This window comes from Variovorax sp. SG517 (assembly GCF_013376045.1).
Classification (GTDB): Bacteria; Pseudomonadota; Gammaproteobacteria; order Burkholderiales; family Burkholderiaceae_C; genus Variovorax.
The window spans coordinates 1,109,466-1,133,933 of the sequence record NZ_JABMJG010000001.1; the positions used below are offsets into that span (position 1 = coordinate 1,109,466).

Annotated in this window: 21 protein-coding genes; 3 read left to right on the forward strand and 18 right to left on the reverse strand. The window is 68.7% G+C overall.

The window, feature by feature from the left end:
• Positions 1 to 57 precede the first annotated feature (57 nt).
• From FHT32_RS05175 to FHT32_RS05190, 4 genes are all read right to left on the reverse strand, one after another.
• On the reverse strand, positions 58 to 1,101 hold the full coding sequence (locus FHT32_RS05175; RefSeq protein WP_176663522.1) for a histone deacetylase family protein: 1,044 nt from the start codon (positions 1,099 to 1,101) through the stop codon (positions 58 to 60).
• A gap of 39 nt (positions 1,102 to 1,140) precedes the next feature.
• Complete coding sequence (locus tag FHT32_RS05180; RefSeq protein WP_176663523.1) at positions 1,141 to 2,190, reverse strand: ornithine cyclodeaminase; 1,050 nt, start codon at positions 2,188 to 2,190, stop codon at positions 1,141 to 1,143.
• Positions 2,191 to 2,335: 145 nt separating this feature from the next.
• Positions 2,336 to 3,544: an amidohydrolase gene (locus FHT32_RS05185; RefSeq protein WP_176663524.1), complete on the reverse strand. Its 1,209-nt coding sequence runs from the start codon at positions 3,542 to 3,544 to the stop codon at positions 2,336 to 2,338.
• A gap of 11 nt (positions 3,545 to 3,555) precedes the next feature.
• On the reverse strand, positions 3,556 to 4,539 hold the full coding sequence (locus tag FHT32_RS05190) for a tripartite tricarboxylate transporter substrate binding protein (RefSeq protein ID WP_176663525.1): 984 nt from the start codon (positions 4,537 to 4,539) through the stop codon (positions 3,556 to 3,558).
• A gap of 116 nt (positions 4,540 to 4,655) precedes the next feature.
• Here FHT32_RS05190 and FHT32_RS05195 point away from each other — a divergent pair, with 116 nt between their 5' ends.
• Positions 4,656 to 5,615 (forward strand): LysR family transcriptional regulator, encoded by a 960-nt coding sequence (locus FHT32_RS05195; RefSeq protein WP_176663526.1) that lies wholly within the window; start codon positions 4,656 to 4,658, stop codon positions 5,613 to 5,615.
• 10 nt (positions 5,616 to 5,625) lie between these two features.
• Here the strand turns inward: FHT32_RS05195 and uvrA are convergent, their stop codons facing one another.
• Entirely contained in the window at positions 5,626 to 11,376 is a 5,751-nt protein-coding gene (gene uvrA / locus FHT32_RS05200) for an excinuclease ABC subunit UvrA (RefSeq protein WP_176663623.1), read from the reverse strand.
• A 187-nt stretch (positions 11,377 to 11,563) separates the two neighbouring features.
• Here uvrA and FHT32_RS05205 point away from each other — a divergent pair, with 187 nt between their 5' ends.
• Both FHT32_RS05205 and FHT32_RS05210 read left to right on the forward strand, forming a co-directional pair.
• On the forward strand, positions 11,564 to 12,676 hold the full coding sequence (locus tag FHT32_RS05205) for an ABC transporter substrate-binding protein (RefSeq protein ID WP_176663527.1): 1,113 nt from the start codon (positions 11,564 to 11,566) through the stop codon (positions 12,674 to 12,676).
• Positions 12,677 to 12,852: 176 nt separating this feature from the next.
• Positions 12,853 to 13,965, forward strand: coding sequence for an ABC transporter substrate-binding protein (locus FHT32_RS05210; protein WP_176663528.1), 1,113 nt, complete (start codon positions 12,853 to 12,855; stop codon positions 13,963 to 13,965).
• A 112-nt stretch (positions 13,966 to 14,077) separates the two neighbouring features.
• Here FHT32_RS05210 and FHT32_RS05215 read toward each other — a convergent pair whose 3' ends face one another.
• The 13 genes from FHT32_RS05215 to FHT32_RS05275 all read right to left on the reverse strand — a co-directional run bounded on the left by FHT32_RS05215 (position 14,078) and on the right by FHT32_RS05275 (position 24,406).
• Entirely contained in the window at positions 14,078 to 14,227 is a 150-nt protein-coding gene (locus FHT32_RS05215; RefSeq protein ID WP_019656389.1) for a hypothetical protein, read from the reverse strand.
• A gap of 100 nt (positions 14,228 to 14,327) precedes the next feature.
• On the reverse strand, positions 14,328 to 16,022 hold the full coding sequence (locus FHT32_RS05220) for an MFS transporter (RefSeq protein ID WP_176663529.1): 1,695 nt from the start codon (positions 16,020 to 16,022) through the stop codon (positions 14,328 to 14,330).
• Between the two features lie 189 nt (positions 16,023 to 16,211).
• A complete protein-coding gene (locus FHT32_RS05225) occupies positions 16,212 to 16,859 on the reverse strand; it encodes a 2-hydroxychromene-2-carboxylate isomerase (RefSeq protein WP_176663530.1) in 648 nt (215 codons plus the stop codon).
• Complete coding sequence (locus tag FHT32_RS05230; RefSeq protein WP_176663531.1) at positions 16,856 to 17,122, reverse strand: DUF1289 domain-containing protein; 267 nt, start codon at positions 17,120 to 17,122, stop codon at positions 16,856 to 16,858. The genes FHT32_RS05225 and FHT32_RS05230 overlap by 4 nt, the downstream gene beginning before the upstream one ends.
• Positions 17,119 to 17,607, reverse strand: a complete 489-nt coding sequence (locus FHT32_RS05235) for a YbaK/EbsC family protein (RefSeq protein ID WP_176663532.1) — start codon at positions 17,605 to 17,607, stop codon at positions 17,119 to 17,121. Before FHT32_RS05235 ends, FHT32_RS05230 begins: the two co-directional genes overlap by 4 nt.
• A 25-nt stretch (positions 17,608 to 17,632) precedes the next feature.
• Positions 17,633 to 18,268 carry a LysE family transporter gene (locus FHT32_RS05240; protein ID WP_176663533.1) on the reverse strand — a complete coding sequence of 212 codons (636 nt, stop codon included), beginning with the start codon at positions 18,266 to 18,268 and terminating at the stop codon, positions 17,633 to 17,635.
• Between the two features lie 29 nt (positions 18,269 to 18,297).
• Complete coding sequence (locus tag FHT32_RS05245) at positions 18,298 to 19,218, reverse strand: hydroxymethylglutaryl-CoA lyase (RefSeq protein ID WP_176663534.1); 921 nt, start codon at positions 19,216 to 19,218, stop codon at positions 18,298 to 18,300.
• 157 nt (positions 19,219 to 19,375) lie between these two features.
• Positions 19,376 to 19,672, reverse strand: coding sequence for an acylphosphatase (locus tag FHT32_RS05250; RefSeq protein ID WP_176663535.1), 297 nt, complete (start codon positions 19,670 to 19,672; stop codon positions 19,376 to 19,378).
• Positions 19,673 to 19,698: 26 nt separating this feature from the next.
• Complete coding sequence (locus FHT32_RS05255; RefSeq protein WP_176663536.1) at positions 19,699 to 20,868, reverse strand: acyl-CoA dehydrogenase family protein; 1,170 nt, start codon at positions 20,866 to 20,868, stop codon at positions 19,699 to 19,701.
• On the reverse strand, positions 20,865 to 22,091 hold the full coding sequence (locus FHT32_RS05260; RefSeq protein WP_176663537.1) for a CaiB/BaiF CoA-transferase family protein: 1,227 nt from the start codon (positions 22,089 to 22,091) through the stop codon (positions 20,865 to 20,867). Before FHT32_RS05260 ends, FHT32_RS05255 begins: the two co-directional genes overlap by 4 nt.
• Before the next feature lie 127 nt (positions 22,092 to 22,218).
• Complete coding sequence (locus FHT32_RS05265; protein WP_176663538.1) at positions 22,219 to 23,235, reverse strand: tripartite tricarboxylate transporter substrate binding protein; 1,017 nt, start codon at positions 23,233 to 23,235, stop codon at positions 22,219 to 22,221.
• A gap of 26 nt (positions 23,236 to 23,261) precedes the next feature.
• Positions 23,262 to 23,660 carry a cupin domain-containing protein gene (locus FHT32_RS05270; protein WP_176663539.1) on the reverse strand — a complete coding sequence of 133 codons (399 nt, stop codon included), beginning with the start codon at positions 23,658 to 23,660 and terminating at the stop codon, positions 23,262 to 23,264.
• A complete protein-coding gene (locus tag FHT32_RS05275; protein WP_176663540.1) occupies positions 23,657 to 24,406 on the reverse strand; it encodes an IclR family transcriptional regulator in 750 nt (249 codons plus the stop codon). Before FHT32_RS05275 ends, FHT32_RS05270 begins: the two co-directional genes overlap by 4 nt.
• Positions 24,407 to 24,468: the final 62 nt, after the last annotated feature.

Genomic DNA, 24,468 nt, shown 5'->3' on the forward strand with positions numbered 1-24,468 from the left:
GATTTCCGTGGGAAACCGGGGCGAATTCCGGCGTTCGAGTCGCCTGCGCGTCAGTTGCTAGGCCTGCGCGAAGCCTTCGATCACGTTCACCGCGTTGACGCCCACCTCCGCCACCGCGTAGCCGCCCTCGAAGACGAACACCGTCGGCAGCCCGGCGCGCGCCAGGTCCTCGCCCATGCGCAGGTAGTCGTCGCTCCTGAGCCTGAAGCCGGAGATCGGGTCGCCCTCGAAGGTGTCGACGCCGAGCGAGACCACCAGCGCGCCGGCCTTCACTTCGGCGATGCGGGCCAGCGCGGTCTTCAGCGCGGCGCGCCACGCGGTGAAGTCGGTGCCGCGCGGCAGCGGGAGGTTGTGGTTGAAGCCCTCACCGCGTCCGGCGCCGCGCTCGTCGGCATGGCCCAGGTAGTAGGGATAGTCGGTCAGCGGATCGCCATGCAGGCTCGCGAAATGCACGTCGTCGCGCTCGTAGAAGATGGCCTGCGTGCCGTTGCCGTGGTGGTAGTCGACGTCGAGCACGGCGACGCGCTCTATGCCCGCGTCGCGCAGGGCCTGTGCCGCCACGGCGGCGTTGTTCAGGAAGCAGTAGCCGCCGAAGAAATCGGCGCCCGCGTGGTGGCCCGGCGGGCGCGTCAGCGCGAAAGCGGCGCGCTCGCCACCGATGACGCGCTGCGCCGCGGTCCACGCGCAGGCCGCACCGTGGCGTGCGGCCGCCCAGCTGCCGGCCATCAGCGGCGTGCCCGCGTCGAAGGAGAAGAGGCCCAGGCGCGCCGGAAAGCTCTTCGGCAGCACGTCGCTGCGCATGCCGCGCGTGGGCCAGTACGAGGGCAGCGCATCGCGCGTCGCGTTGGACGGGTCCAGCGCCACCCACTCGTCCCACGCGTGCGCGATGAAGTCCAGGTAGCGCGGCGCATGCACCTTTGCCAGCAGCGCCTCGTCGAAGGTTTCATCGGGCGCCTGCAGCGACCCGATGCGCCTGCGCTCCAGCTCATGCCTCACATGGTCGACGCGGGCGGGCACCTCAAAGCACGGCACGAGCTCGCCGCGGAACATCTCGACTTTGCCCTGATGGAGAACGTGCTGGTCGTTGTAGATGGTGAGCATGAAGATGGAAGGCCGGAGCGGCTGTGGCGAAGCCGCCCATCATGCCGCACGCCGCAGCACCGCCCGGCGCCGTCCCGAGGCCGTGAGCCCGAACAGGTCTTTCGGATCGTCGAGCTCCGGCACCAGCGCGATCTGCCGGCCGATGCCGCGCTCGGTGGCGATGCGCTGGATGTAGCGCAGCGCCGTGTAGTCCTCCAGCGCGAAGCCCACCGAGTCGAAAAGCGTGACCTGCGCAGCGCTCTCGCGCCCGGGCACTTCGCCGAGCAGCACGCGCCAGAGCTCGTGCACCGGGAAGTCGGCGGCCACCTGCTGAATCTCGCCCTCCACGCGCGTCTGCGGCTCGTACTCGACGAACACGCGCGCCTTGCCGAGCACGCCCGGATGCAGCTCGGTCTTGCCGGGCGAATCGCCGCCCACCGCGTTGATGTGCATGCCCGGCTCGATCATCTCGGGCGTGAGCACCGTCGCGCGCCCCTGGTAGGCGGTGACGGTGGTGACGATGTCCGCGCCGCGCACCGCCTCGGCCACCGAGCGGGCACGCACGATCTCCAGCGGCGTGCAGGCCGCGAGGTGGCGCACCAGCTTGTCGGTGGCATGCGGGTCGATGTCGTACACCCGCACCTCCTCGATGCCCAGCAGCGCATGGAAGGCCAGCGCCTGGAACTCGCTCTGCGAGCCGTTGCCGATCAGCGCGAGGCTGCGCGAATCGGGCCGCGCCAGCGCCTTCGCGGCCATGGCGGAGGTGGCGGCCGTGCGCAGCGCGGTGGTGAGCGTGAGTTCGGAAAGCAGCACGGGGTAGCCCGTGTCGACCTCGGCCAGAACGCCGAAGGCCATCACGGTCGGCAGCCCGACCTGCGTGTTGTGCGGATGCCCGTTGACGTATTTGAATGCGTAGGCGCCGTCGTCGGCCACCGGCATCAGCTCGATCACGCCGAGGTGCGAATGGCTGGCCACGCGCGCCTTCTTGTCGAACTCGCGCCACCGCATGAAGTCGTCGCGCAGCGCGTCGGCCAGCGCGGTGAGGAACTGCGGGACACCGGTCTCGTCCACCAGGCGGACCAGGCTGTGAACATCGATGAAGCGGGTCATGACATGGCTCCTTGCGTAGCCCCGCCGCGGCGCTTCATCCCATCACATGTTTACTCCACCATGGCTGATTCAGGATGCGCCTGCGCCAAGGGTTGAGAGCCATTGTGCGCCGCTTTGCATGACCTTGGCGATACCCTCGAAAGGCCTATGCGTTCAGGTGGAAAGGCGCGTTCGCGAACAGTTGCACGCCGTGCAGCAGCGCGTCTTCGTCGAAGTCGAAATGCGGATGGTGGTGCGGATGCACGATGCCCTTGGCGGCACTGCGCGCCCCGATGAACACGTAGACGCCCGGCGCATGCTTCAGGAAGGCGCTGAAGTCCTCGCTGTTCGGCAGGGGGCGGATAGGCTGCAACGCTGCCGTCGCAATGCCCTGCTCCACCACCGCGCGCATCCGCTCGGCCACGGCCGGATCGTTGACCACCGGGCTGTAGCCGCGGATGTAGTCCAGGTCGCAGGAAGCCCCATGCGCCCCGGCGACGCCGTTGGCGATGCGCTCCACCAGAGCCGGCACCAGCTCGCGCACCCGCTCGTTGAAGCAGCGCACCGAGCCCCACAGTTCCACCGTATCGGGAATCACGTTGAAGGCGGTGCCGCCGTCGAAGCGCGTAACCGAGAGAATCACCGCCTCGTGCGGATCGGCGTTGCGCGAGACCACGGCCTGCAGGTTGCAGACGATCTGCGCGCCGATCATGATCGGGTCGATGGAGCGGTCGGGGTTGGCCGCATGGCCGCCGCGGCCGCGCACGCGCAGCACGAAGCGGTCGGAACTGGCCAGCGCCGGGCCGTCGAGCACGGCGATGCTGCCCGTGTCCAGCGTGGACAAGACATGCGCCGAGATCACCTGGTCGACGCCCTTCATCACGCCCGCGTCCACCATCTGCTGGGCGCCGCCCGGATGCTGCTCCTCGGCATGCTGGAAGAAGAAGCGCACCTCGCCCGGCACCTGGCTGCGCAGGCCGGCGAGGATGCGCGCCGAGCCAAGCAGCATCGCCGCGTGGCCGTCATGGCCGCAGGCGTGCATGACGTTGGGATTGCCCGATGCGTAGTCGCAACTCTTCTGGTCCTGCAGGGGCAGCGCATCGATGTCCGCGCGCATCGCCAGCGTGCGCCCTTTCCTGCCGCCCGCCAGCCGCGCCAGCAGGCTGGTCGGCGTGGGCCGGCTCACTTCCAGCCCATCGATGGCGGCAAGTTCGCGCTCGAGAAAGTTGGCGGTGTCCACTTCCTTGAACGACAGCTCGGGGTGGCGGTGCATGTGGCGGCGCCACGCGACCACTTCGGCATGCTCGCGCCGCGATTGCGCATCGATGCTTTCGGCAATGCCGGCGAGCGAGAAACGCGTGCTGAATATGTTCATGGTGTTGTCGCTCATTCGGGGTTGATGCCCGCGGCCTGGACGATGCGCCGGTTGCGCGCCAGCCCGCTCTCGATCTTCGCGCGGAAGGCCTCGGCAGAACCTGCGGCCGCGTCCGCACCCAGTTCCTTCAGGCGTGCGGCCAACGCCGGGTCGCGCAGCGCGGCCACGGCCGCGTCGTGCAGCTTTTTCTGGATGGCGGGCGGCGTCTTCGCCGGTGCGACCAGGCCGAACCACGTCATGGAGAGCTCGTTGAGATCCGGCTGGCCGAGCTCCTTGAGCGTAGGCACGGAAGGCAGCGCCTCCAGCCGCTTCGGCGCACCCACGGCGAAAGGCAACAGCTTGCCGCTCTTGATGTGCGCGGCCGACGAAGGGTATTGGTCGATCGACACCTCGGTCTCGCCCGACAGCGCCGCCGTCAGGGCCGGCCCCATGCCGCGATACGGTACGTGGCGCAGCTTGAACCTGAGATCGGTATTCATCGCCTCGATCAGCAGGTGGCTGATGGAGCCGGTGCCCGCCGAGCCGATGTTGTAGAAGTCCGGCTTGGCGCGCACCTCGGCCACCACCTGCTCGAAACTGCGTCCTGTGAACGACGGATGCACCATGAACACCGTCGGCACGGTCGCCAGCATGGTGATCGGCGCCAGGTCCTTCAGCGGATCGACGCGGTTCGCCTTCAGCAGGATCGGGTTCACCGTCAGCGTGCTCGCGGTGCCGATGCCCACGGTGTAGCCGTCCGCTTCGGCGCGGGCCACGGCTTCGGAGCCGATCATGCCGCCGCCCGTGCGGTTGTCCACAACCACCGGCTGGCCCAGCGTGGCCTGCATCCTGTCGGCCACCAGGCGAGCCACGATGTCGGTCGAGCCGCCGGGCGCGAACGGCACGATCAACTTGACCGGACGCTGCGGGTAGCTGTCCTGCGCGAGAGCCGGAAGCGCCAAAAGGCCCAGCAAGGCTGCCGAGATGGCGGCAAGCCGGCGACGTGTGAACTGCATGGGGTCGGTGATCCGTGTAAGCCGAAAGTGGCCGGATTATGTTGACGCCATCGATCGGCTTCCAATAGATTGATGGCCATTCCGATAAGCAAATCCAATACCCCACGAAGCCCGCGATGTCCATGGTGACGCCCTCCTCTTCCGTCCTCTACGCCCGACTGGTCGCGAAAGGACGCCTGCGCCACCTGCAGCTGCTGGTGTCCGTCGCCGATTCGGGCAGCGTGCGGCGCGCGGCCGAACAGATCGGCATGAGCCAGCCCGCCGCAACACAGGCCCTGGCCGACATCGAAGGCCTGCTCGGCACGCCGTTGTTCGAGCGACACGTGCGCGGCATGCGGCTCACGGCGGCAGGAAGCGCAGTGGCCCCGATGGCGCGCAACACGCTGAGCGCGCTGCGGGCCTCGGCCGACACGGTGCACGCGCTGCAGGCGGGCGCGGGCGGCGTGCTGCGCTTGGGTGCGATCACGGCCGGGGTCGCCGGCCTGCTGTGCCGGATGCTGCCGTCGTTCGCGGCGCGCCACCCGACATTGCGCATCGAAGTGCTGGAGGCGCCCGGCGACCAGCTGCTGGCCGACGTGATGTCCGGCCGCGTGGACATGGCGCTGTGCCGCCGGCCGCACGAGCTGCCCGCACCCTGCACCTTCGAGCAGTTCGCGCCCGACGTCCCCTGGATCGTCGCGGGCCGCAGCCATCCGCTCGTGCGCAAGACCCAGCCGACGCTGGCCGACTTGCGTGCCGCGCGGTGGATGCTGCCGGTCCAGGGCATCGGCATACGCAGCGTGTTCGATGCACTGTTCGACGCACCCGACGCGCCGAAACCCGAGCTTCATCCGGTCTCCAGCACCTCGCTGCCGCTGGTGCTCGAGCTGCTGCGCAGCGACAGCGTGCTGACGCTGGTGCCCCGCAGCGTCATCGGGCCCTTCGTGCAGTGGGGACTGGTCGCGCGCGTGGCCTACGAGTTCGGCGGCGAGCTCGAAGGCATCGGCGCACTGTTGGGCGCGGACAGCGACAGGCCGGCCGTGGCCGCCTGCCTGGAGGCATTGCGCGAGGCCGTCCGCTCGGAAGCCGCCGCCTGAGCGGCAACGCTCAGCGCGCCAGCACCGGCTTCAGCGCCACGCCCGTGTGCGTGCCCAGCCGCACCACTTCTTCCGGCGGCGCCGCCGCGACCACGCGCCCGCCGGCACCGCCGCCCTCGGGGCCGAGGTCGAGGATCCAGTCGGCCTCGGCGATCAGGTCGAGGTCGTGCTCGATCACCACCACGCTGTGGCCGCCGTTCACCAGCCGGTGCAGCACGTGGATCAGCTTCTCGACGTCGGCCATGTGCAGGCCCACGGTCGGCTCGTCGAGCACGTACAGCGTGTGCGGCGCCTTCTGGCCGCGGCGGGTGATGTCGTCGCGCACCTTGCTCAGTTCGGTCACCAGCTTGATGCGCTGCGCCTCGCCGCCCGAGAGCGTGGGCGAGGGCTGCCCCAGCGTGAGGTAGCCCAGGCCCACGTCCTTCAGCAGCTGCAGCGGGTGGCTGATGTTGGGCATGCTCGCGAAGAACTCGACGGCCTCGTCGACTTCCATCTTCAGCACGTCGCCGATGCTCTTGCCGCGCCAGCTCACGGCCAGCGTCTCGGGGTTGAAGCGTGCGCCGTGGCAGACCTCGCAGGGCACCTTCACGTCGGGCAGGAAGCTCATCTCGATGGTGCGTACGCCCGCGCCCTCGCAGCCCGGGCAGCGGCCTTCGCCGGTGTTGAAGCTGAAGCGCGCCGGACCGTAGCCGCGCGCCTTCGCCTCCAGCGTGTCGGCGAAGAGCTTGCGGATCGTGTCCCAGAAGCCGATGTAGGTGGCCGGGCAGCTGCGCGGCGTCTTGCCGATGGGCGTCTGGTCGACCTCGAGCACGCGGTCGATGGTCTCGTAGCCCTCGACCTTGCGGCAGCCCGCCCACGCCGGGCGCTTGCCTGCGGCGTCGGCGTCGCGGCCCGCCTTGGTCGAGCGCTGCACCACGATGGCCTGCACGTTGGCCAGCAGCACGTCGCGCGCGAGCGTGGACTTGCCCGAGCCGCTGACGCCGGTGACCACCACGAGGCGCTGCAGCGGCAGCGTGGCGGTCACGTCCTGCAGGTTGTGCAGGTTGGCGCCGTGCACGGTGAGCCATTCGCCGCTCTTCTCGGCCTTCGGGTCGGGCGACGGCACCAGACGGCGCGCGTGCAGCGGGTGCCGGATGGCGTCGCGCAGGTAGCGGCCGGTCTGCGAATCGTCGGCCTTCTGGATGTCGGCCACCGTGCCCTCGGCCACCAGGCGGCCGCCGCGCTTGCCGGCGCTCGGGCCGATGTCGATGATGTGGTCGGCGCGGCGGATGGTGTCCTCGTCGTGCTCAACCACGACCAGCGTGTTGCCCTTGTCGCCGAGCTTGTGCAGCGCGTCGAGCAGGATCTGGTTGTCGCGCGCGTGCAGGCCGATGGTCGGCTCGTCGAGCACGTAGCACACGCCCTGCAGGTTGCTGCCGAGCTGCGCCGCCAGGCGGATGCGCTGCGCCTCGCCGCCAGAGAGCGTGGGCGCGCCGCGGTCCAGCGTGAGGTAGCCCAGGCCCACTTCTTCCAGGAATTCGAGCCGGCTGCGGATCTCGGGCACCAGGTCGCGCGCGATCTCGGCTTCGCGGCCGCTGAGCGCGAGGCCCTCGAACCACTGGCGCACCTCGGTCACGCTCATGCGCGCGAGCTCGGTGATGCCGATGCCGCCCGAGCCGTCGGCCGCGGTGCCGAAGCCCACGGCACGCGCCGTGGCGTTCAGGCGCGTGCCCTCGCAGGTGGGGCAGGCCACGTCGGCCAGGTCTTCCACCTCGGGTTCGGCGAAGGTCTGCTCGCGGCCCTTGTTGTCGTCGGCCAGCACGGAGTCGTCGAACACCTTGCGCTGGTCCTTGCTGAGCTTGACACCGGTGCCCACGCAGTCGGGGCACCAGCCGTGCTTGCTGTTGTAGCTGAAGAGGCGCGGATCGAGTTCGGCATAGCTGGTGCTGCACACCGGGCAGGCGCGCAGCGTGGAGAACACGTTCACGCGGCCGATGCCTGCGGTGGACACGCCGGCCATCATCGCGGCGCGCAGTCCGTCGAGATCGCTGAGCACATGCACCACGCCCTTGCCGTGCTCGAGCGCCTTGGCCAGCGCCTCGCGCAGCTCGTTCTCCTTCGAAGGCAGCACGTCGAGGCTGGCCACGGGCAGCTCGATGCTGTGCTCCTTGAAGCGGTCGATGCGCGGGAAGCCGGTGGTCGGCAGGAACTCGCCGTCCACGCGCAGGTGCGTGAAGCCGCGCGGGCGCGCCCAATCGGCCAGCTCGGTGTAGACGCCCTTGCGGTTGCTCACCAGCGGCGCGAGCAGGCCGATGTGCTGGCCCTTGAAGTTGCGCATCAGCTGCGCGGCGATGCTGTCGGGCGTCTGCGGCTGCACGGCCGCGCCGTCGTGGATGCAGTGCTGGATGCCCAGCTTCACGTACAGCAGGCGCAGGAAGTGCCAGACCTCGGTGGTGGTGCCCACCGTGCTCTTGCGGCCGCCGCGCGACAGGCGCTGCTCGATGGCCACCGTCGGCGGAATTCCGTACACCGCGTCCACCTCGGGCCGGCCCGCCGGCTGCACGATGCTGCGCGCATAGGCGTTGAGCGATTCGAGGTACCGGCGCTGCCCCTCGTTGAAAAGAATGTCGAAGGCCAGCGTCGACTTGCCCGATCCGCTCACGCCCGTCACCACGCTGAACTTGCCGCGCGGAATGTCGACGCTCAGGTTCTTCAGGTTGTGCTCGCGCGCGTTGACGATCTGCACCGCATCGGCGCCCGGCGCCTTCTGTGCGTTGGCGATGTAGCGGCGCGCGGCGCGCTCGGCCACCTTGTAGGCCTCGGGGCCGATGGCGAGTTCGTAGTCGGCCAGCGCGGCGCCGGTGAGCGAGGCGCGGTTCTCGCGCAGCTGCTCGGGCGTGCCCTCGGCCACCACCTGGCCGCCGCCCTCGCCGCCTTCGGGGCCGAGGTCGATGAGCCAGTCGCTCGCGCGGATCACGTCGAGGTTGTGCTCGATCACGATCAGCGAATGACCGGCCTCGAGCAGCTTGCGCAGCGCGCGCATGAGCCGCGCGATGTCGTCGAAGTGCAGGCCGGTGGTCGGCTCGTCGAACAAAAATAGCGTGCCCTTGCGCGCCACCGACTGCTTGCTGGCGGTCGCGTTCTTCGCGGCCTCGGCCAGGAAGCCCGCGAGCTTCAGCCGCTGCGCCTCGCCGCCACTGAGCGTGGGCACGGGCTGGCCGAGCTTGACGTAGTCCAGGCCCACGTCGGAAATGGGCTGCAGCACGCGCAGCACGTCGCGGTCGGCCTCGAACACCGCCGCAGCCTCGGCCACGGTGAGTTCGAGCACGTCGGCCACGTTGTAGCTCTTGCCCTTTCGCTCCACGCGCACTTCGAGGATCTCGGGGCGGTAGCGCTTGCCGTCGCAGTCGGGGCAGCGCAGGTACACGTCGGAAAGGAACTGCATCTCGACGTGCTCGAAGCCCGAGCCGCCGCAGGTCGGGCAGCGCCCGTCGCCGGAGTTGAAGCTGAACTTGCTCGCGGTGTAGCCGCGCTGGCGCGACAGCGCCGCCGTGGCAAAGATTTCGCGGATGGCGTCCCAGGCGCCCACGTAGCTCGCGGGGTTGGAGCGCGCGGTCTTGCCGATGGGCGACTGGTCGACGAACACCACGTCGCCCAGGTGGTCGGCGCCGAGCAGGCGGTCGTGCGCGCCGGGCGTTTCGGTGGCCTTGCCGAAGTGGCGCATGAGCGCGGGCGCCAGCACGTCCTGGATCAGCGTCGATTTGCCCGAGCCGCTTACGCCGGTCACGCACACCAGGCGCGCCAGCGGGAATTCCACCGTCACGTTCTTCAGGTTGTGCTCGCGCACGCCTTCGAGGATGAGCCGGTGCGTGTTCTCGCTCACCAGCCGCTTGAAGCCCATGCCGATCTTCTTGCGCCCGCCCAGGTACTGGCCGGTGAGCGTGTCGGCATCGCGCAGCTGGTCCGTGGTGCCGTCAAACACCACCTGCCCGCCGCGTGCGCCGGGGCCCGGGCCCATGTCGATCACGCGGTCGGCGGCCAGCATCACGGCCGGGTCGTGCTCGACCACCACCAGCGTGTTGCCCGCGTCGCGCAGGCGCAGCATGGCCTCGGTGATGCGGTTCATGTCGCGCGGATGCAGGCCGATGCTGGGCTCGTCGAGCACGAAGAGCGTGTTGACCAGCGAGGTGCCGAGTGCGGTGGTGAGGTTGATTCGCTGCACCTCTCCGCCGCTGAGCGTGCGGCTCTGGCGGTCGAGCGTGAGGTAGCCGATGCCGACGTCGTGCAGATAGCGCAGGCGGGTGGTGATTTCCTCGAACAGCAGCTTCAGCGCCTGGAGCTCGCCTTCGCTGGCCGGCTGGCCGTTGCCGTGGTGCTCGATGCGGTCGAACAGTTGCCGCAGCCGCTCGATGGGCAGCAGCATCAGGTCGTGCAGGCACAGGCCGGGCAGCGCCTCGAGCTGGGCGCGCGTCCATTTCACGCCCTGGGGCATGAAGCGCTTCTCGGGCGGCAGCACCGCGTCGGCGTCTTCCTTGCTGCCGATGCGCCACAGCAGGCTCTCGAGCTTCAGGCGCGCGCCGCTGCAGGTGGGGCACGGCGTGTAGCTGCGGTATTTGGACAAGAGCACGCGGATGTGCATCTTGTAGGCCTTGCTCTCCAGGTAGCCGAAGAAGCGGCGCACGCCGTACCACTGCTTGTTCCAGTTGCCTTCCTTGTAGTTGGGCGTGCCTTCGATCACCCAGTGCTTCTGCTCCTCGGTGAGCTTGTTCCAGGGCGTGTCGCGCGGAATGCCCGCCGCCTCGGCGTGGCGCATGAGGTCGTCCTGCGCTTCCTTCCAGGCGGGCGTCTGGATGGTCTTGATGGCGCCGGCGCGCAGCGTGAGCTTGTCGTTCGGAATGACCAGGCCCAGGTCGACGCCGATCACGCGGCCGAAGCCGCGGCAGGTGTCGCAGGCGCCCACGGCCGAGTTGAACGAGAACATCGACGGGATCGGGTCGGCGTAGCGGATGTCGCTCTCGGGGCAGTGCAGGCCGGTGGAGAACTTCCACACGTCCGTTGGCGCGTTTTCCTCAGAGCCGGTGGCGTGCACTGTGACGCGCCCGCTGCCGCGCTTGAGCGCAACCTCGATCGCCTCCACCACGCGCGAGCGCTCGGCGCTCGATGCGCGGAAGCGGTCGGCCACCACGTCGAGCACCTTGCGCGGGCCAGTGGGCGTGGCCACCTCGCGCTCGGCCTGCACGCGCGTGAAGCCGCTGGCCGACAGCCACTGCGTGACCTCCTCGGCCGTGGTGCTCGCCGGCAGCTCGACCGGGAAGGTGACCACCAGCCGCGGATCGCCCGCCGCGGCCGCGCGCTCGACGATCTGCGCGTAGATGCTGTCGGGCGAGTCGTGGCGCACCGGCAGCGCGGTCTCGCGGTCGAACAGGTCGGCCGCGCGCGCGAAGAGCAGCTTCAGGTGGTCGTTCAGCTCGGTCATCGTGCCGACCGTGGAGCGCGAGGAGCGCACCGGGTTGGTCTGGTCGATGGCGATGGCGGGCGGCACGCCTTCGACCTTGTCGACGGCCGGCTTGTCCATGCGGTCCAGGAACTGGCGCGCGTAGGCGGAGAAAGTCTCCACGTAGCGCCGCTGGCCTTCGGCATAGAGGGTGTCGAAAACGAGGCTCGACTTGCCCGAGCCGCTGGGCCCGGTGACCACCGTCATTTCGCCGGTGCGGATGTCGAGATCGAGGTTCTGGAGATTGTGCTGGCGCGCGCCGCGAATCCGGATGGAGCCCTGTGTCATGAGTGCCTTGGGGGGTGGGGCAAACATTCTAGGGAGTGCTCCGTGACGGGTTTGCGCACAAGGTCACAAGGGCGATGGCCGCGCAGGGGTTTGTCCTGATGGAATTCGAGACACTTTCAGAAACAAATACCACATTTGTTTTCATGGCGCCCCGAGCCGGGCGCCCGCATTGCCCCGAAAGGTTTCCATGACGAAAACGCGCATGCTCTGCGCCGCCGCGCTGCTGGCCTTCAGCGCGCTGGGCGCGTCGGCCCAGATCCTGATCGGGCAGACCGCCGGCATGACCGGCTCGGTGGCCGCGAGCGTGAACGAGACCATCGGCGGCGCGCAGCTCGTGATCGACGCGGCCAACGCGCAGGGCGGCATCCACGGCGAGAAGATCGAGGTGCTGCGCATGGACGACGGCTTCGACGTGAAGCGCGCCAGCGAGAACGCGCGCGTGCTGATCGAGGAAAAGAAGGTGCTGGCGCTCTTCATGAGCCGCGGCACGCCGCACTCGCAGGCGATCATTCCCTGGCTCGACAAGTACGACGTTGCGCTCATCGGCCCCTCCACCGGCGCGATGGCGCTGCACAAGCCGCTGCAGAAGCACGTGTTCAACGTGCGCGCCACCTACCAGCGCGAGGCCGAGAAGGCGGTGCAGCACCTGCTGACCATCGGCCTGAGCCGCATCGCGGTGGTGCACGTGACCGACTCCTTCGGCTCGGACGCGCTCGAAGGCGCGATGACCGGCTTCTCCAAGGGCAACGCGAAGCCGACCGTGACCATCCCGGCCGACCGCGACAAGCCCGACTACAAGACCATCGTGCCCGCCATCAAGGACGCCAATGCGCAGGCCGTGGTGTGGATCGGCTCCGGCGTGGCGGTGGTCGACGGCATCAAGGCGCTGCGCGCGGCGGGGTCGGCCGCGCAGGTGGTCACGCTGTCGAACAACGCTTCGACGGGCTTCATCAAGCAGCTGGGCGACGCGAGCAAGGGCGTCATCGTGACGCAGGTGTTCCCCAACGAGCGCTCGCTGGGCCATCCGATGGTGAAGGAAGCCCTGGCGCTCGCGCAGGCCAAGGGCCAGTCGGAGCTGTCGCCGGCCGCGCTCGAAGGCTTCGCCTCGGCCAAGGTGCTGGTGGAGGCCCTGCGCCGCGCCGGCCCCAAGCCCACGCGCGCAAGGATGGTGGCTGCCCTCGACAGCCTGCGCGGCTACGACCTGGGCGGCGGGCTGGAGGTGAGCTATTCGCCCACCGACCACAGCGGTATCGATTTCGCGGACCTGTCCATCATCAGCGACGGGCGCTTCAAGCGTTGAGTCCCCGCCCCCAGAGGGCGTTTCCACGGCCCGCCGGCGCGAAACCGGCGGGCTTTTTTTCGGCCGTGAAAACCTTGGTCTGACAGGGTTTGCGCGAGCTAGCGATCTGTGACGTTCAGCAACACATTACACACCTGTTGACAGAGGCACCCCGCTTCGTGGAAAGGCTTTGCTCGATGAAGAAGACGCTCACGTCCTGCGCCGTTGCGCTGTTCCTGGCCATGGCGGCGCCGGGGGCATCGGCCCAGATCCTGATCGGCCAGTCGGCCGACCTCTCGGGCCCCGTGGCGGCCAGCGTCAAGGAAACCATCCTGGGTTCGCAGCTGGTCATCGACCAGGTCAACGCGCAGGGCGGCGTCAACGGTGAGCAGATCGAGATGATCCGCATGGACGACGGCCTCGACGCCAAGCGCTCGATGGAGAACACGCGCGTGCTCATCGAGGACAAGAAGGTGCTCGCGCTGCTGCTGAACCGCGGCACGCCCAACACGCTCGCGGTGATCCCGCTGCTGGACAAGTACGGCGTGGCGCTGGTCGGCCCTTCCACGGGTGCGATGGCGCTGCACAAGCCGCTGCAGAAGAACATCTTCAACGTGCGCTCGACCTACCAGCGCGAGGCCGAGAAGGCGGTGCAGCACCTGCAGACCACCGGCATCCAGCGCATCGCCGTCGTGCAGGCCGACGACTCCTTCGGCAAGGACGCGATGGAAGGCGCGAGCAAGGGCTTCGAGAAGGCCAACCTGAAGCCGGCCGTGGTGGCGCTGGCCGACCGCAGCAAGCCCGACTACGCGGCCATCGTGCCGCAGCTCACCAAGGCGAACGCGCAGGCGGTGCTGTGGATCGGCTCGGGCACGGCCGTGACCGACGGCATCAAGGCGCTGCGCGCGGCCGGCTCGGCGGCGCAGATCATCACGCTGTCGAACAACGCGGCTTCGGGCTTCATCAAGGAACTGGGCTCGGCGAGCGCGGGCGTGATCGTCACGCAGGTGCTGCCCTACGAGCGCTCATTCGGCCATCCGCTCATCAAGGAAGCGCTGGCGCTCGCCAAGGCCAAGGGCCAGAACGAACTCTCGCCCGCGCTGCTCGAAGGCTTCGTCGCCACCAAGGTGATGGTGGAAGCGCTGCGCCGCACGGGGCCGAAGCCCACGCGCGCGAAGCTGATCGCCACGCTCAACAGCTTCCAGTACGACGTGGGCGGCGGGCTCGACATCAGCTACTCGCCGACCGACCACACCGGCATCGATTACGTCGATCTCTCGATCGTGAGCGACGGCAGATTCAAGCGGTAGGGCTCGCCCCCAGGCTCCGCGCACTTCGTGTCGCTTCTCCAACCCCCTACCGGGGGCAACACCTGCGGCCCGGCGAAGCCGGTTCCGCGGTGTTCCGCATGAATGCCCGGCCTTACTTCGGCGCAGCGGCGGGCGCGGGCTCGTGCGTGGTGGTGTCGCCACCGTGCTTCTCACCCGACATGTCGACCTTGTCACCGGCCTTCGAGATCACGTACAGGGCAATGGCGGCGAAGATGACGAAGCCGACAACGAGTTTCCACATGGGTTTTGTCTCCTGGATGGTTCAAGAAAAAGGCCTCATGCGGTCGGCATGAAGCCTCTTTGTTGAACGGAGGGCAGCGCGCCCTCCTGTTCGGCTGTCGTCAGTCGTTGGCGTAAATGTCGACGTCCTTCGTCTCGCGGATGAACAGCGTGCCCACCACCAGCGTGATGCCGGCGATGATGATCGGATACCACAGGCCGTTGAACATGTTGCCGGTCGAGGCCACGATGGCGAAGGCGGTGGTCGGCAGCAGGCCGCCGAACCAGCCGTTGCCGATGTGGTACGGCAGGCTCATCGAGGTGTAGCGGATGCGCGTGGGGAAGAGCTCCACCAGCATCGCGGCGATCGGGCCGTAGACCATGGTCACCAGCAGCACCAGCCAGAACAGCAGCACCACCGTCAGCACCTTGTTCATCTTCGCGGGGTCGGCCTTGGCGGGGTAGCCGGCGACCTTCAGGTCTTCGGCCACGCCCTTCTTGAAGGCGGCGATCTCCTTGGTGGAGTTCTCGTCGAACTTGGAATTCACGACGTTGCCGATGGGCGCCTCGATCGACTTTTCGCCGATCTTCACGACGGCCTTCGAGCCCGGCGCGCCGGCCACGTTCTCATAGCTCACCGAGTTCTGCACGAGGTAGCGCTTGGCGATGTCGCACGAACTCTTGAAGTCGATCTCGCGGGCCACCGGGTTGCCCTGGAACGAGCAAGTCGCCGGGTCGGCCGTCACCGTCACGCCGGCGGTTGCCTGGGCACGGGCCAGGTCGGGGTTGGCGGCTTCGGTCAGCATCTTGAAGACCGGGAAGTAGGTGACCACGGCCAGCAGGCAGCCGGCCATGATGATCGGCTTGCGGCCGATCTTGTCCGACAGGGTGCCGAAGATCACGAAGAAGGGCGTGCCCAGCAGCAGCGCGGCCGCGATCATCAGGTTGGCCGTGGTCGCGTCGACCTTGAGCTGCGCCGTCAGGAAGAAGAGCGCGTAGAACTGGCCCGAATACCAGACCACCGCCTGGCCGGCCGTCAGGCCCACCAGCGCCAGGATCACGATCTTCAGGTTCTTCCACTGGCCGAACGATTCGGCCAGCGGCGCCTTCGAGGTCTTGCCCTCGGCCTTCATCTTCTGGAAGGCGGGCGACTCCGACAGCGTCAGGCGGATCCACACCGAAATGCCCAGCAGCAGGATCGACACCAGGAACGGAATGCGCCAGCCCCAGTCGTTGAACACCGCCTCGCCCATGAACTCGCGCACGCCCAGGATCACCAGCAGGCTCAGGAACAGGCCGAGCGTGGCGGTGGTCTGGATCCAGGAGGTGTAGGCACCGCGCTTGCCGTGCGGCGCGTGCTCGGCCACGTAGGTGGCGGCGCCGCCGTACTCGCCGCCGAGCGCCAGGCCCTGCAGCATGCGCAGCGCGATCAGGATCACCGGCGCCGCGACGCCGATGGTCGCGTAGCTCGGCAGCAGGCCGACGATGAAGGTCGACAGGCCCATGATCAGGATCGTCACCAGGAAGGTGTACTTGCGACCGATCATGTCGCCCAGCCGGCCGAACACGATGGCGCCGAACGGACGCACCAGGAAGCCGGCGGCGAAGGCCAGCAGCGCGAAGATGAAGGCGGCGCCCGCATCCAGGCCGCTGAAGAACTGCTTCGCGATGATCGCGGCCAGCGAGCCGTAGAGGTAGAAGTCGTACCACTCGAACACGGTGCCCAGCGAGGAGGCGAAGATGACTTTCTTCTCCTCCGAGGACATGGGCCGGGGGGCCTTGTGCGGCACTCCCCTCGAATCTAGTGTGGCTGCCATTGGTCGTCTCCTGTGTGTATGCGTTCATTCGTTCCCGGAATCCGGGACCGTGAAGGCATTCTTGGAGGCGCGACTGACCCGAGCCTTTCGCGAAACTGAACCGGCGCTTACGGTTTAGGGTGAAACCCGCGGGGCGCGTTTCAGCTTGTAAGAAATCGGCCTGTTACCGGGGCTTGCCCGGGTTTGTACTCAGGCCGGCTTGCTGCTCCGCAGCAAGGCCGGGCGCTGGTCCGCCGAAGCCCATTGCGGGCCGTCGAACCAGGCATCGCCCTTCAGGTAGGCGCGCAGCATCTGCAGGCCGTCGAAGCCCCAGAAGAGGCGGCCGTCGACCACATAGGTCGGCGTGCCGAACACGCCCTGCTGCAGCGCTTCGTCGGTATTGCGCTTGAGCAGGGCCTTGCTCTCGTCGCCGTTCGCGTCGCGCTTCGGCTTGAGCTGCGCGGCGAGCGCTGCAAGGCGCGTGGCGTCGCCCGCATCCTCGCCGCCGCGCCACACGTGGCGGAAGATGGTCTCGGCCGCGAGGCGGCTGATGCTGCCGTCGTCGCCGGTGGCGACCGCCAGCCGCAGGTGCGGCAGCGGGTTGTAGGGATGCGAGGCCGGCATCTGGATCTCGATGCCGTGCGCGTGGCCCAGCCAGAGCACGTGGCGATAGGTCCAGCTGCGCTTCGACGGGATCTCCGCCGGGCCCAGCTGCCCGTGCTGCTTGAGCAGCGCGCCCAGCAGCACCGGCTTGTAGGCGACGCTGTAGCTCAGGCCTTCCAGCGCCTCGGGCAGGTGCTCGAAGGCGAGGTGCGCATAGGGCGAGATGAAATCCAGGTAGAAGTCGATGTGCTTCATGCGTGCCTGTCTCCTGTGTCGGCCGGAGCCCGCCAGATGCCGGCCTTGGCCCGCAACTCTATCGCGCGCCACACGTGGCGCCGCGTCTCGTCTTCCATCTTGCTCCAGCCCGCGATCTCGGGGATGGTGCGCAGGCAGCCTTCGCAGAAGCCGCTCAGGCGGTCCATGCGGCAGACCGACGAGCATGGCGAGGGCACGTCCTGCGCCATGGCCTGCACGGCCACAGCGCGTTCGGCAAGCGTCTCGGCTTCCGCGAAATTCACACCACGTCGGCCACCGGCGCGCCGGTGAGCTTCTCGAGGTCGTGCGGGCGCAGCTGGAACACCGCATGCGGGTGGCCGGCTGCCGCCCAGATCTCCTCGAAGCGGAACAGCTCGCGGTCGATCAGCACCACCGGCGGCGTCACGTGGCCCACGGGCGACACGCCGCCGATGGTGAAGCCGGTGCGCGACTTCACGAAGTCGGCGTCGGCGCGGCCGGTCTTGCCGACCAGCGCATCGACCTTCTTCTCGTCCACGCGCTTGTCGCCCGAGGTGATGACGAGCACCGCCGCCTCGTCGCTCTTGCGCCGGAAGATGATGCTCTTGGCGATCTGTCCGACCGAGATGCCGAGGGCATCGGCCGCCTGCTGCGCGGTGCGGCAGGCATCGTCGAGCATGCGTGGGGAATGGGGATGGCCGGCGTCCTGCAGCACGCGGGAAACGCGCCGGACGCCTTCGGGGAGGGATTGGAGTTCAGAACCGCACATGGATTCGAATCTATCAGGCTGTCGATCAGGTGCTGCGCTTGAACATGAACAGGAACGCGCCCATCGCCATCAGCACGCCGCCGAAGACACGGTTCTGTGCGCGCCGGGCGCGCACGCTGCGCAACATGCCCTGCAGCCGCGCTGCCAGCCAGGCGTAGCCGTGCATCACGGTCACGTCGACCGTCACCGTCGTGGCCAGCAGCACCAGCAGCTGCAGCCACAGGGGGCGCGTCGGCTGGATGAACTGCGGCAGCACCGCGGCCATGAAGACGATGCCCTTGGGGTTGGTCACGTTGGTCAGGAAGCCGCGCAGCACGCGCTGCGGCGCCGTCAGGTCGGGCTCGGCGGCCTCCGCCGCGTCGCCCTCGATCTTCGCGACGGGCGCGCGCCACTGGCGCCAGCCCAGCCACAGCAGATAGCACGCACCGACCACCTTGACGACCAGAAACGCGCCGGCCGAGGCGGTGAGCACCGCGCCCACGCCGAGCCCGGCCACCAGCAGGATCACCGCGAGCCCCAGCTGGAGCCCGACGATGGTCGCCGTGGTGCGCCGCACCCCATAGCTGAGCCCGTGGCTCATGCTGAGCACCGCGCCAGAACCGGGCGACACGGCGATGACGCAGCTCGCCACCAGGAATGCGAGCCAGACTTGCAGATCCAAAAGAAACTCCTGTGTGCGCGCGAGGTGGCTCAGCCGGCCCGCTTGGTGCGGATGGCCTTGGAAGCGCGCGAGTTCGGCTCGCGGCCCAGCGCCTCGCTGATGTAGACGCCCGCGTCGATCAGCAGGTCGAGATCGATGCCGGTCTCGATGCCCATGCCGTGCAGCATGTAGACGACGTCTTCCGTCGCCACGTTGCCGGTCGCGCCCTTCGCATAGGGGCAGCCGCCCAGGCCGGCGGAGGACGACTGGAAGTTCCACACGCCCAGTTCGAGCGCCGCCAGCGTGTTGGCGAGCGCCTGCCCGTAGGTGTCGTGGAAGTGGCCGGAGATGGCGTCGACGCCGAAATGCGCCAGCGTGGCTTCCATTGCCGCCTGCACCTTGCGCGGCGTGCCCACGCCGATGGTGTCGGCCACGTCCACGCGCTGCACGCCGATGCCCTTCATCAGCTGCGCGAGATAGCCGACCTTGGCCGGCGCGATCTCGCCTTCGTAAGGGCAGCCGACCGTGCACGACATCGCGCCGCGCACCTGGATGCCCTTCTCGAGCGCCGCTGCCACCACCGGCGCGAAGCGCTCGATGCTCTCGGCGATGGAGCAGTTGATGTTCTTCTGGCTGAAGGCCTCGCTCGCGGCGCCGAACACCACGATCTCGTCGGGCCACTCCTCGCGCGGCGCGGCGATGGCCGCCTCGAAGCCCTTCATGTTGGGCGTGAGCACCGAGTAGCGCACGCCGGGCTTGCGGCTGATGCCGTGCATCACCTCGGCGTTGTCGGCCATCTGCGGCACCCACTTCGGGCTCACGAAGCTGGTGACCTCGATCTCCTTCAGGCCCGCGTCCTGCAGGCGGTGCACGAGGCCGATCTTCACTTCGGCCGACACGGGCTGCTTCTCGTTCTGCAGGCCGTCGCGCGGGCCGACGTCGACGAGCTGGACTTTGGTGGGGAGTTTCATGGGATGTCTCTTGTATCGCTGGAGGATGGAAGACCGCCTCCGATTGTCGGCCACATGGAAATACCCTGCCTGGTACAGAAGCCAGGGAAGGTAGCAATGCGCGCCTGCGAGGTTGCAAATGGCGCCAGCCGCGCGGCGCTGCGACGGGAGGAGCCGGCTAGACGGTCTCGCGCTGCTCGAAGCCCGCGGGCAGGTCGTCCGCCACCGTGGCGCCGACCACGTCGCCCAGGTCCACGGCATCGACGCGCGCACCGTCGGGTCCGCGCCGAGCCCAGCGCACCAGGTCCTCCACCGCGCCGGGCTCGCCCGCCGCGAGCGCCTCCACGCTGCCGTCGCGCCGGTTGCGCACCCAGCCGCGAACGCCGAGGTGCTTCGCGGCCTGCACCATCGACCAGCGATAGCCCACGCCCTGCACAAGGCCGCGGATCACGAGATGGCGGGTGACGGTGTTCATGGCTCGAGGGAGATCGGTAGGCAAAATCAGTACGACTTGGGCAGCCCCAGCGCCTTCTCGGCGATGAAGTTCAGGATCATCTGCGGGCTGACGGGAGCGATTCGCGGGATGTAGCTCTCGCGCAGCAACCGCTCCACATGGTATTCCTTCGCGTAGCCCATGCCGCCGAGCGTGAGCACCGCGTTCTGGCAGGCGTCGTGCGCCGCCTCGGCCGCGAGGTACTTGGCGGCGTTGGCCTCGATGCCGCAGGGCTCGCCCGCGTCGTAGAGCGTGGCGGCCTTGAGCATCATCAGGTCGGCCGCCTCCAGGTTGGCCCAGGCGCGCGCCAGCGGATGCGCCACGCCCTGGTTCTGCCCGATGGGCCGGCCGAACACGACGCGCTCCTGCGCGTACTGCGAGGCGATGCGCAGCGCGGCACGGCCGATGCCGATGGCTTCCGCCGCGATCAATATGCGCTCGGGGTTGAGGCCGTGCAGGATGTACTCGAAGCCCCGGCCCTCCTCGCCGATGCGGTCTTCCTCCGGCACCTCGAGCCCGTCGATGAAGAGCATGTTGGAGTCCACCGCCGCACGGCCCAGCTTGTGGATCTCGCGCACCTCGACCTTGCTGCGGTCCAGCGGCGTGTAGAACAGCGTGAGGCCCTGCGTGGGCTTCTTCACCTGGTCGAGCGGCGTGGTGCGCGTGAGGATCAGCATGCGGTCGGCCACCTGCGCGGTCGAGATCCAGATCTTGCGGCCGTGCAGCACATAGCCGCCGCCGGGCTGGCGCACCGCCTGCGTCTTGAGGCGGGTGGTGTCGAGCCCCGCGTCGGGCTCGGTCACCGCGAAGCAGGCCTTCTCGGTGCCCGCGATCAGCGGCGGCAGGAAGCGCTGGCGCTGCGCTTCGCTGCCGAACACCACCACCGGGTTGAGCCCGAAGATGTTCATGTGCACCGACGACGCGCCCGACATGCCCGCGCCCGATGCGCTGATGGCGCGCATCATCAGCGCCGCCTCGGTGATGCCCAGCCCCGCGCCGCCCTGCGCCTCGGGCATGGCGATGCCGAGCCAGCCGCTCTGGGCCACGGCGCGGTGGAACTCGTGCGGGAACACGGCGCGGTCATCGTGGTCGCGCCAGTAGTCGATGGGAAAGTCCTCGCAGAGGCGTTCGATGGCGGCGACCAGCGAGCGCTGGTCTTCGTTGAGGGAAAAATTCATTCTTCGCTGTCTTTCGTTGGTTCCGGTTGCAGCGTGACGCCGCGTTCGAGCATGCGTTCGATGGCCTCGTCGCCGTAGCCCGCCTCGCGCAGCAGCTCCACGCTCTGCTCGCCGATGCGCGGCGCGGGGCGGCGGATGGCGGCCGGCGTGGCGCTGTAGCGGCCGACCGGCGCGAGCGTGCGGATGCGGCCCTCGCTCGGATGGTCGAGCTCCGGATAGAAGCCGACGGCGCGCAGGTGCGGGTCGTCGAGCAGGCTCTCGGTGCTGTGCAGACGCGCGACCGGGATGTCGGCGGCTGCCAGCGCGGCGAACCATTCGTCGCTGGTGCGCGTGGCCATCACCTCGGCCACGAAGGCATACACCGCGCCGATGTTCGCGGCGCGTGCCGTGTGCGTGCCGAACATCGGCGAGTCGCGCAGCTCGGGCCGGCCGATCACGTCGAAGAAGGCCTGCCAGTGCTTGTCGTTGTAGATCAGCACGCTGAGGTAGCCGTCGGCCGTGGCGTAGGGCTTGCGGTGCGGCGCGAGCAGGCGCGCGTAGCCAGTGGGGCCCAGCGGCGGCTCGAAGCTGTGGCCGCCGAGGTGGTCGCCCATCACGAACTGCGACAGCGCCTCGAACATCGGCACCTCCACCGCCTGGCCCTTGCCGGTGCGCTGCGCGTGCAGCACGGCCGCGAGCAGCGCGATGGCCGCCTGCAGCCCCACCGCGCGGTCTGCCAGCGTGACGGGCGCGTAGCGCGGCGCGCCGCCGCTTTGCTGCGCGAAAAGAGATGCGACGCCGGCCGCGCCCTGGATCAGGTCGTCGTACGCCGGCTTGCCCGCATAGGGCCCCTGCTCGCCGTAGCCGAAGGCGCCGAGGTAGACGATTTTCGGGTTCACCGCCGACACCGCCTCGTAGCCCAGCCCGAGCCGCGCCATCGCCTGCGGCCGCGTGTTGTAGATCAGCGCGTCGCTGCCCGCCGCGAGCCGCAGGCAGGCCTCGCGGCCCTCGGGCTGCTTGAGGTCGAGCACGATGGAGCGCTTGTTGCGGTTGAGGTGCATCGCCATCGCCCCCATGCCCGGGTTGCGCATCGGCCCGACGGCGCGCAGGTTGTCGCCGCCGGGCGGCTCGACCTTCACGATGTCGGCGCCGAGGTCGCCCAGCGTCTGCGTGGCGTAGGGGCCCATCACCACGGCCGTGAGGTCGAGGATGCGGATGCCTTGAAGAGGTCCGGAGGTGTTCATGTCTTGGTCTTGGCTCCTTCCCCCTCTGGGGGAAGGCTGGGATGGGGGCAGGCAGAGCGCCCATCGGGTACGCCGCTTGCCCCCACCCCTGCCCTCCCCCAGCGGGGGAGGGAGAAATTCAGCTCGCTCATTCGGGCTGAATTCCCGCGGCCTGGATCAGCTTCTTCCACTTCGCCAGCTCCGACACGGTGAACGCACCCAGCTCTTCCGGCGTGCTGCCGAAGGCGTCGAAGCCCAGCTTCGCCACGCGCTCTCGGAAGACCGCGCCGTTCGCCATCTCGGCCAGCACCTTGTTGAGCTTCAGCACGATGTCGCGCGGCGTGCCCGCCGGCGCGAACACGCCGTTCCACGAGGTGATGTCGAAGCCCTTGAGCTCTGGCGTGTCGGCCAGCGGCGGCAGCTCGGGAAAGAGCTTGGTGCGCTCCTGCGTGGTGACGGCGATCGCGCGCATCTTGCCGGCCTTCACCGTGGCCAGGCCCGCGGCGAGGTCGACCACCATCATCGACACCTGCCCGCCGATCAGGTCGGCGATGGCCGGCGGCGTGCTCTTGTAGGGCACATGCAGCATCGGCACGCCACTCATGCGCGAGAGCGTGGCACCGCTGACGATGCCGGTGCTGTTGCCGCTCGCGTAAGTGAGCTTGCCCGGGTGCGCCCGGCCCCAGGCCAGCAGCTCGGCCACGCTCTTCACGGGCAGGTCGTTGTTCACCACCAGCATAAAGGGCAGGTTGCCCATGCGGCTGACCGGCGCGAAGTCCTTCACCGGGTCGTAGGGCAGCGACTTCATCAGGCTCGGGTTGGCCGAGTGCGTGGTGTTGGTCGTCATGAACAGCGTGTAGCCGTCGGGCGCTGCCTTGGCGACGTACTCGGCCGCGATCACGCCGTTGGCGCCGGCCCTGTTGTCGATGATGACCGAGCCCTTCAGCGCATCGCCGAGCATCTGCCCCGCGATGCGCGCCACCGCGTCGGTGCCGCTGCCGGCCGCGAAGGGCACGACGATGCGTATCGGCTGCTTCGGGTAGCCGTCCTGCGCGAAGGCCCAGGGCATGGCGCCCGCAAGGCCCGCGGCGGCGCCGATGGAAATGAAACGGCGGCGGTTCGCCATCGCGGCCGGTTGCCCCGTCGCGTTCTTCGTTGTCTGCATGTGCTTTGTCTCCGGTTGTTGTTGCGTCAGGGCCGGATCACGCGCTCCGGCGATTCCTCGTAGGGCGGGCTGTAGATCACCAGCACGCGCACCGGCTCGTCGCTCACCACGGTGAAGGTGTGCATCGCGTCGGCGGGAAAGAAGCAGCTGTCGCCCGGATGCAGTTCCTGCCGCTGGCCGCCAACCTCGGCGACCGCGCGGCCCTCGAGCATGTAGCAAACCTGCTCGATGCCCGGGTGTGCGTGCGGCAGCGCGCCCTTGCCCTTCTGGATGTGGCCCACCAGCACCTCGAGCTGCTTCGCGCCCACTGTCTCGGGGCCGATCAGCCGCTTGTTCAGCGTGCCGGTGTGGTTGGCGGGGTGGTAGCCGGCGATCTCGGCTTCGCGGACGAAATAGCGGGGGACGGCTGCTGTCGTTGCTGTCATCGGGGGCTTTCGTTCTTGGGTTCGATGGCGAGGCAGGCGGAGCGCAGCATCGCGGCGATCTCCTCGATGCGCGCCTCCATGCGGTAGCGCGGGCCCGCGACGGAGATGGCGTAGGCCTCGCCGCCGATGCGCAGCGGCCAGGCCAGGCCGATCAGGTCGGGAATGCTCTCTCCGAGGTTGCCGTACCAGCCGCGCGTGGCGGAGCGCTGCAGCTCGGCCTCGATGGCGTCGGCGGTGGTGAGCGTGGCGTCGGTCAGCGGCGCCAGGGTCATGCCTTCGAGCAGGCCGCGCCGCGCCGCGGGTTCGAGCGTGGACAGCAGCGCGCGGCCGATGGAATTGGCATAGGCCGGGCGCGTCTCGCCCGACTCGGCCGTGTAGCGGATGCTCTGCGGCGCGCTCAGCACTTCCAGGTACACCACCTGCCCCGCGTCGCGGAACTTGCCGAAGACCACCGTCTCGCGCGCGGCGTCGCGCAGCTCCTCGAGCGTGGCCTTCACCCGGTCGAGCACCGGGTCGTGGGCGGCGATGACCTGCGCCATCGCGAGCAGCCGGCCCGTCGGGTAGTAGCCCTGGCGGCGGCCGGTCTCGTACATGTAGCCCTGCTCCTCGAGCGTGCGGATCAGGCCCAGGCAGCTCGACACCGGCATGTCGAGCAGCCGCGCCATCTCGGAAAGAGCCAGCGGCTGCTTCTCACGGGCGAAGAGCTCGACGATCTCGATCACCCGAAACGCAGTTTTCACAGTCATGAAAAGATTTTCATACTTGTGAAAAATCAATGTCTCAGGGTTTCCCCTGCCCGCGATGCACT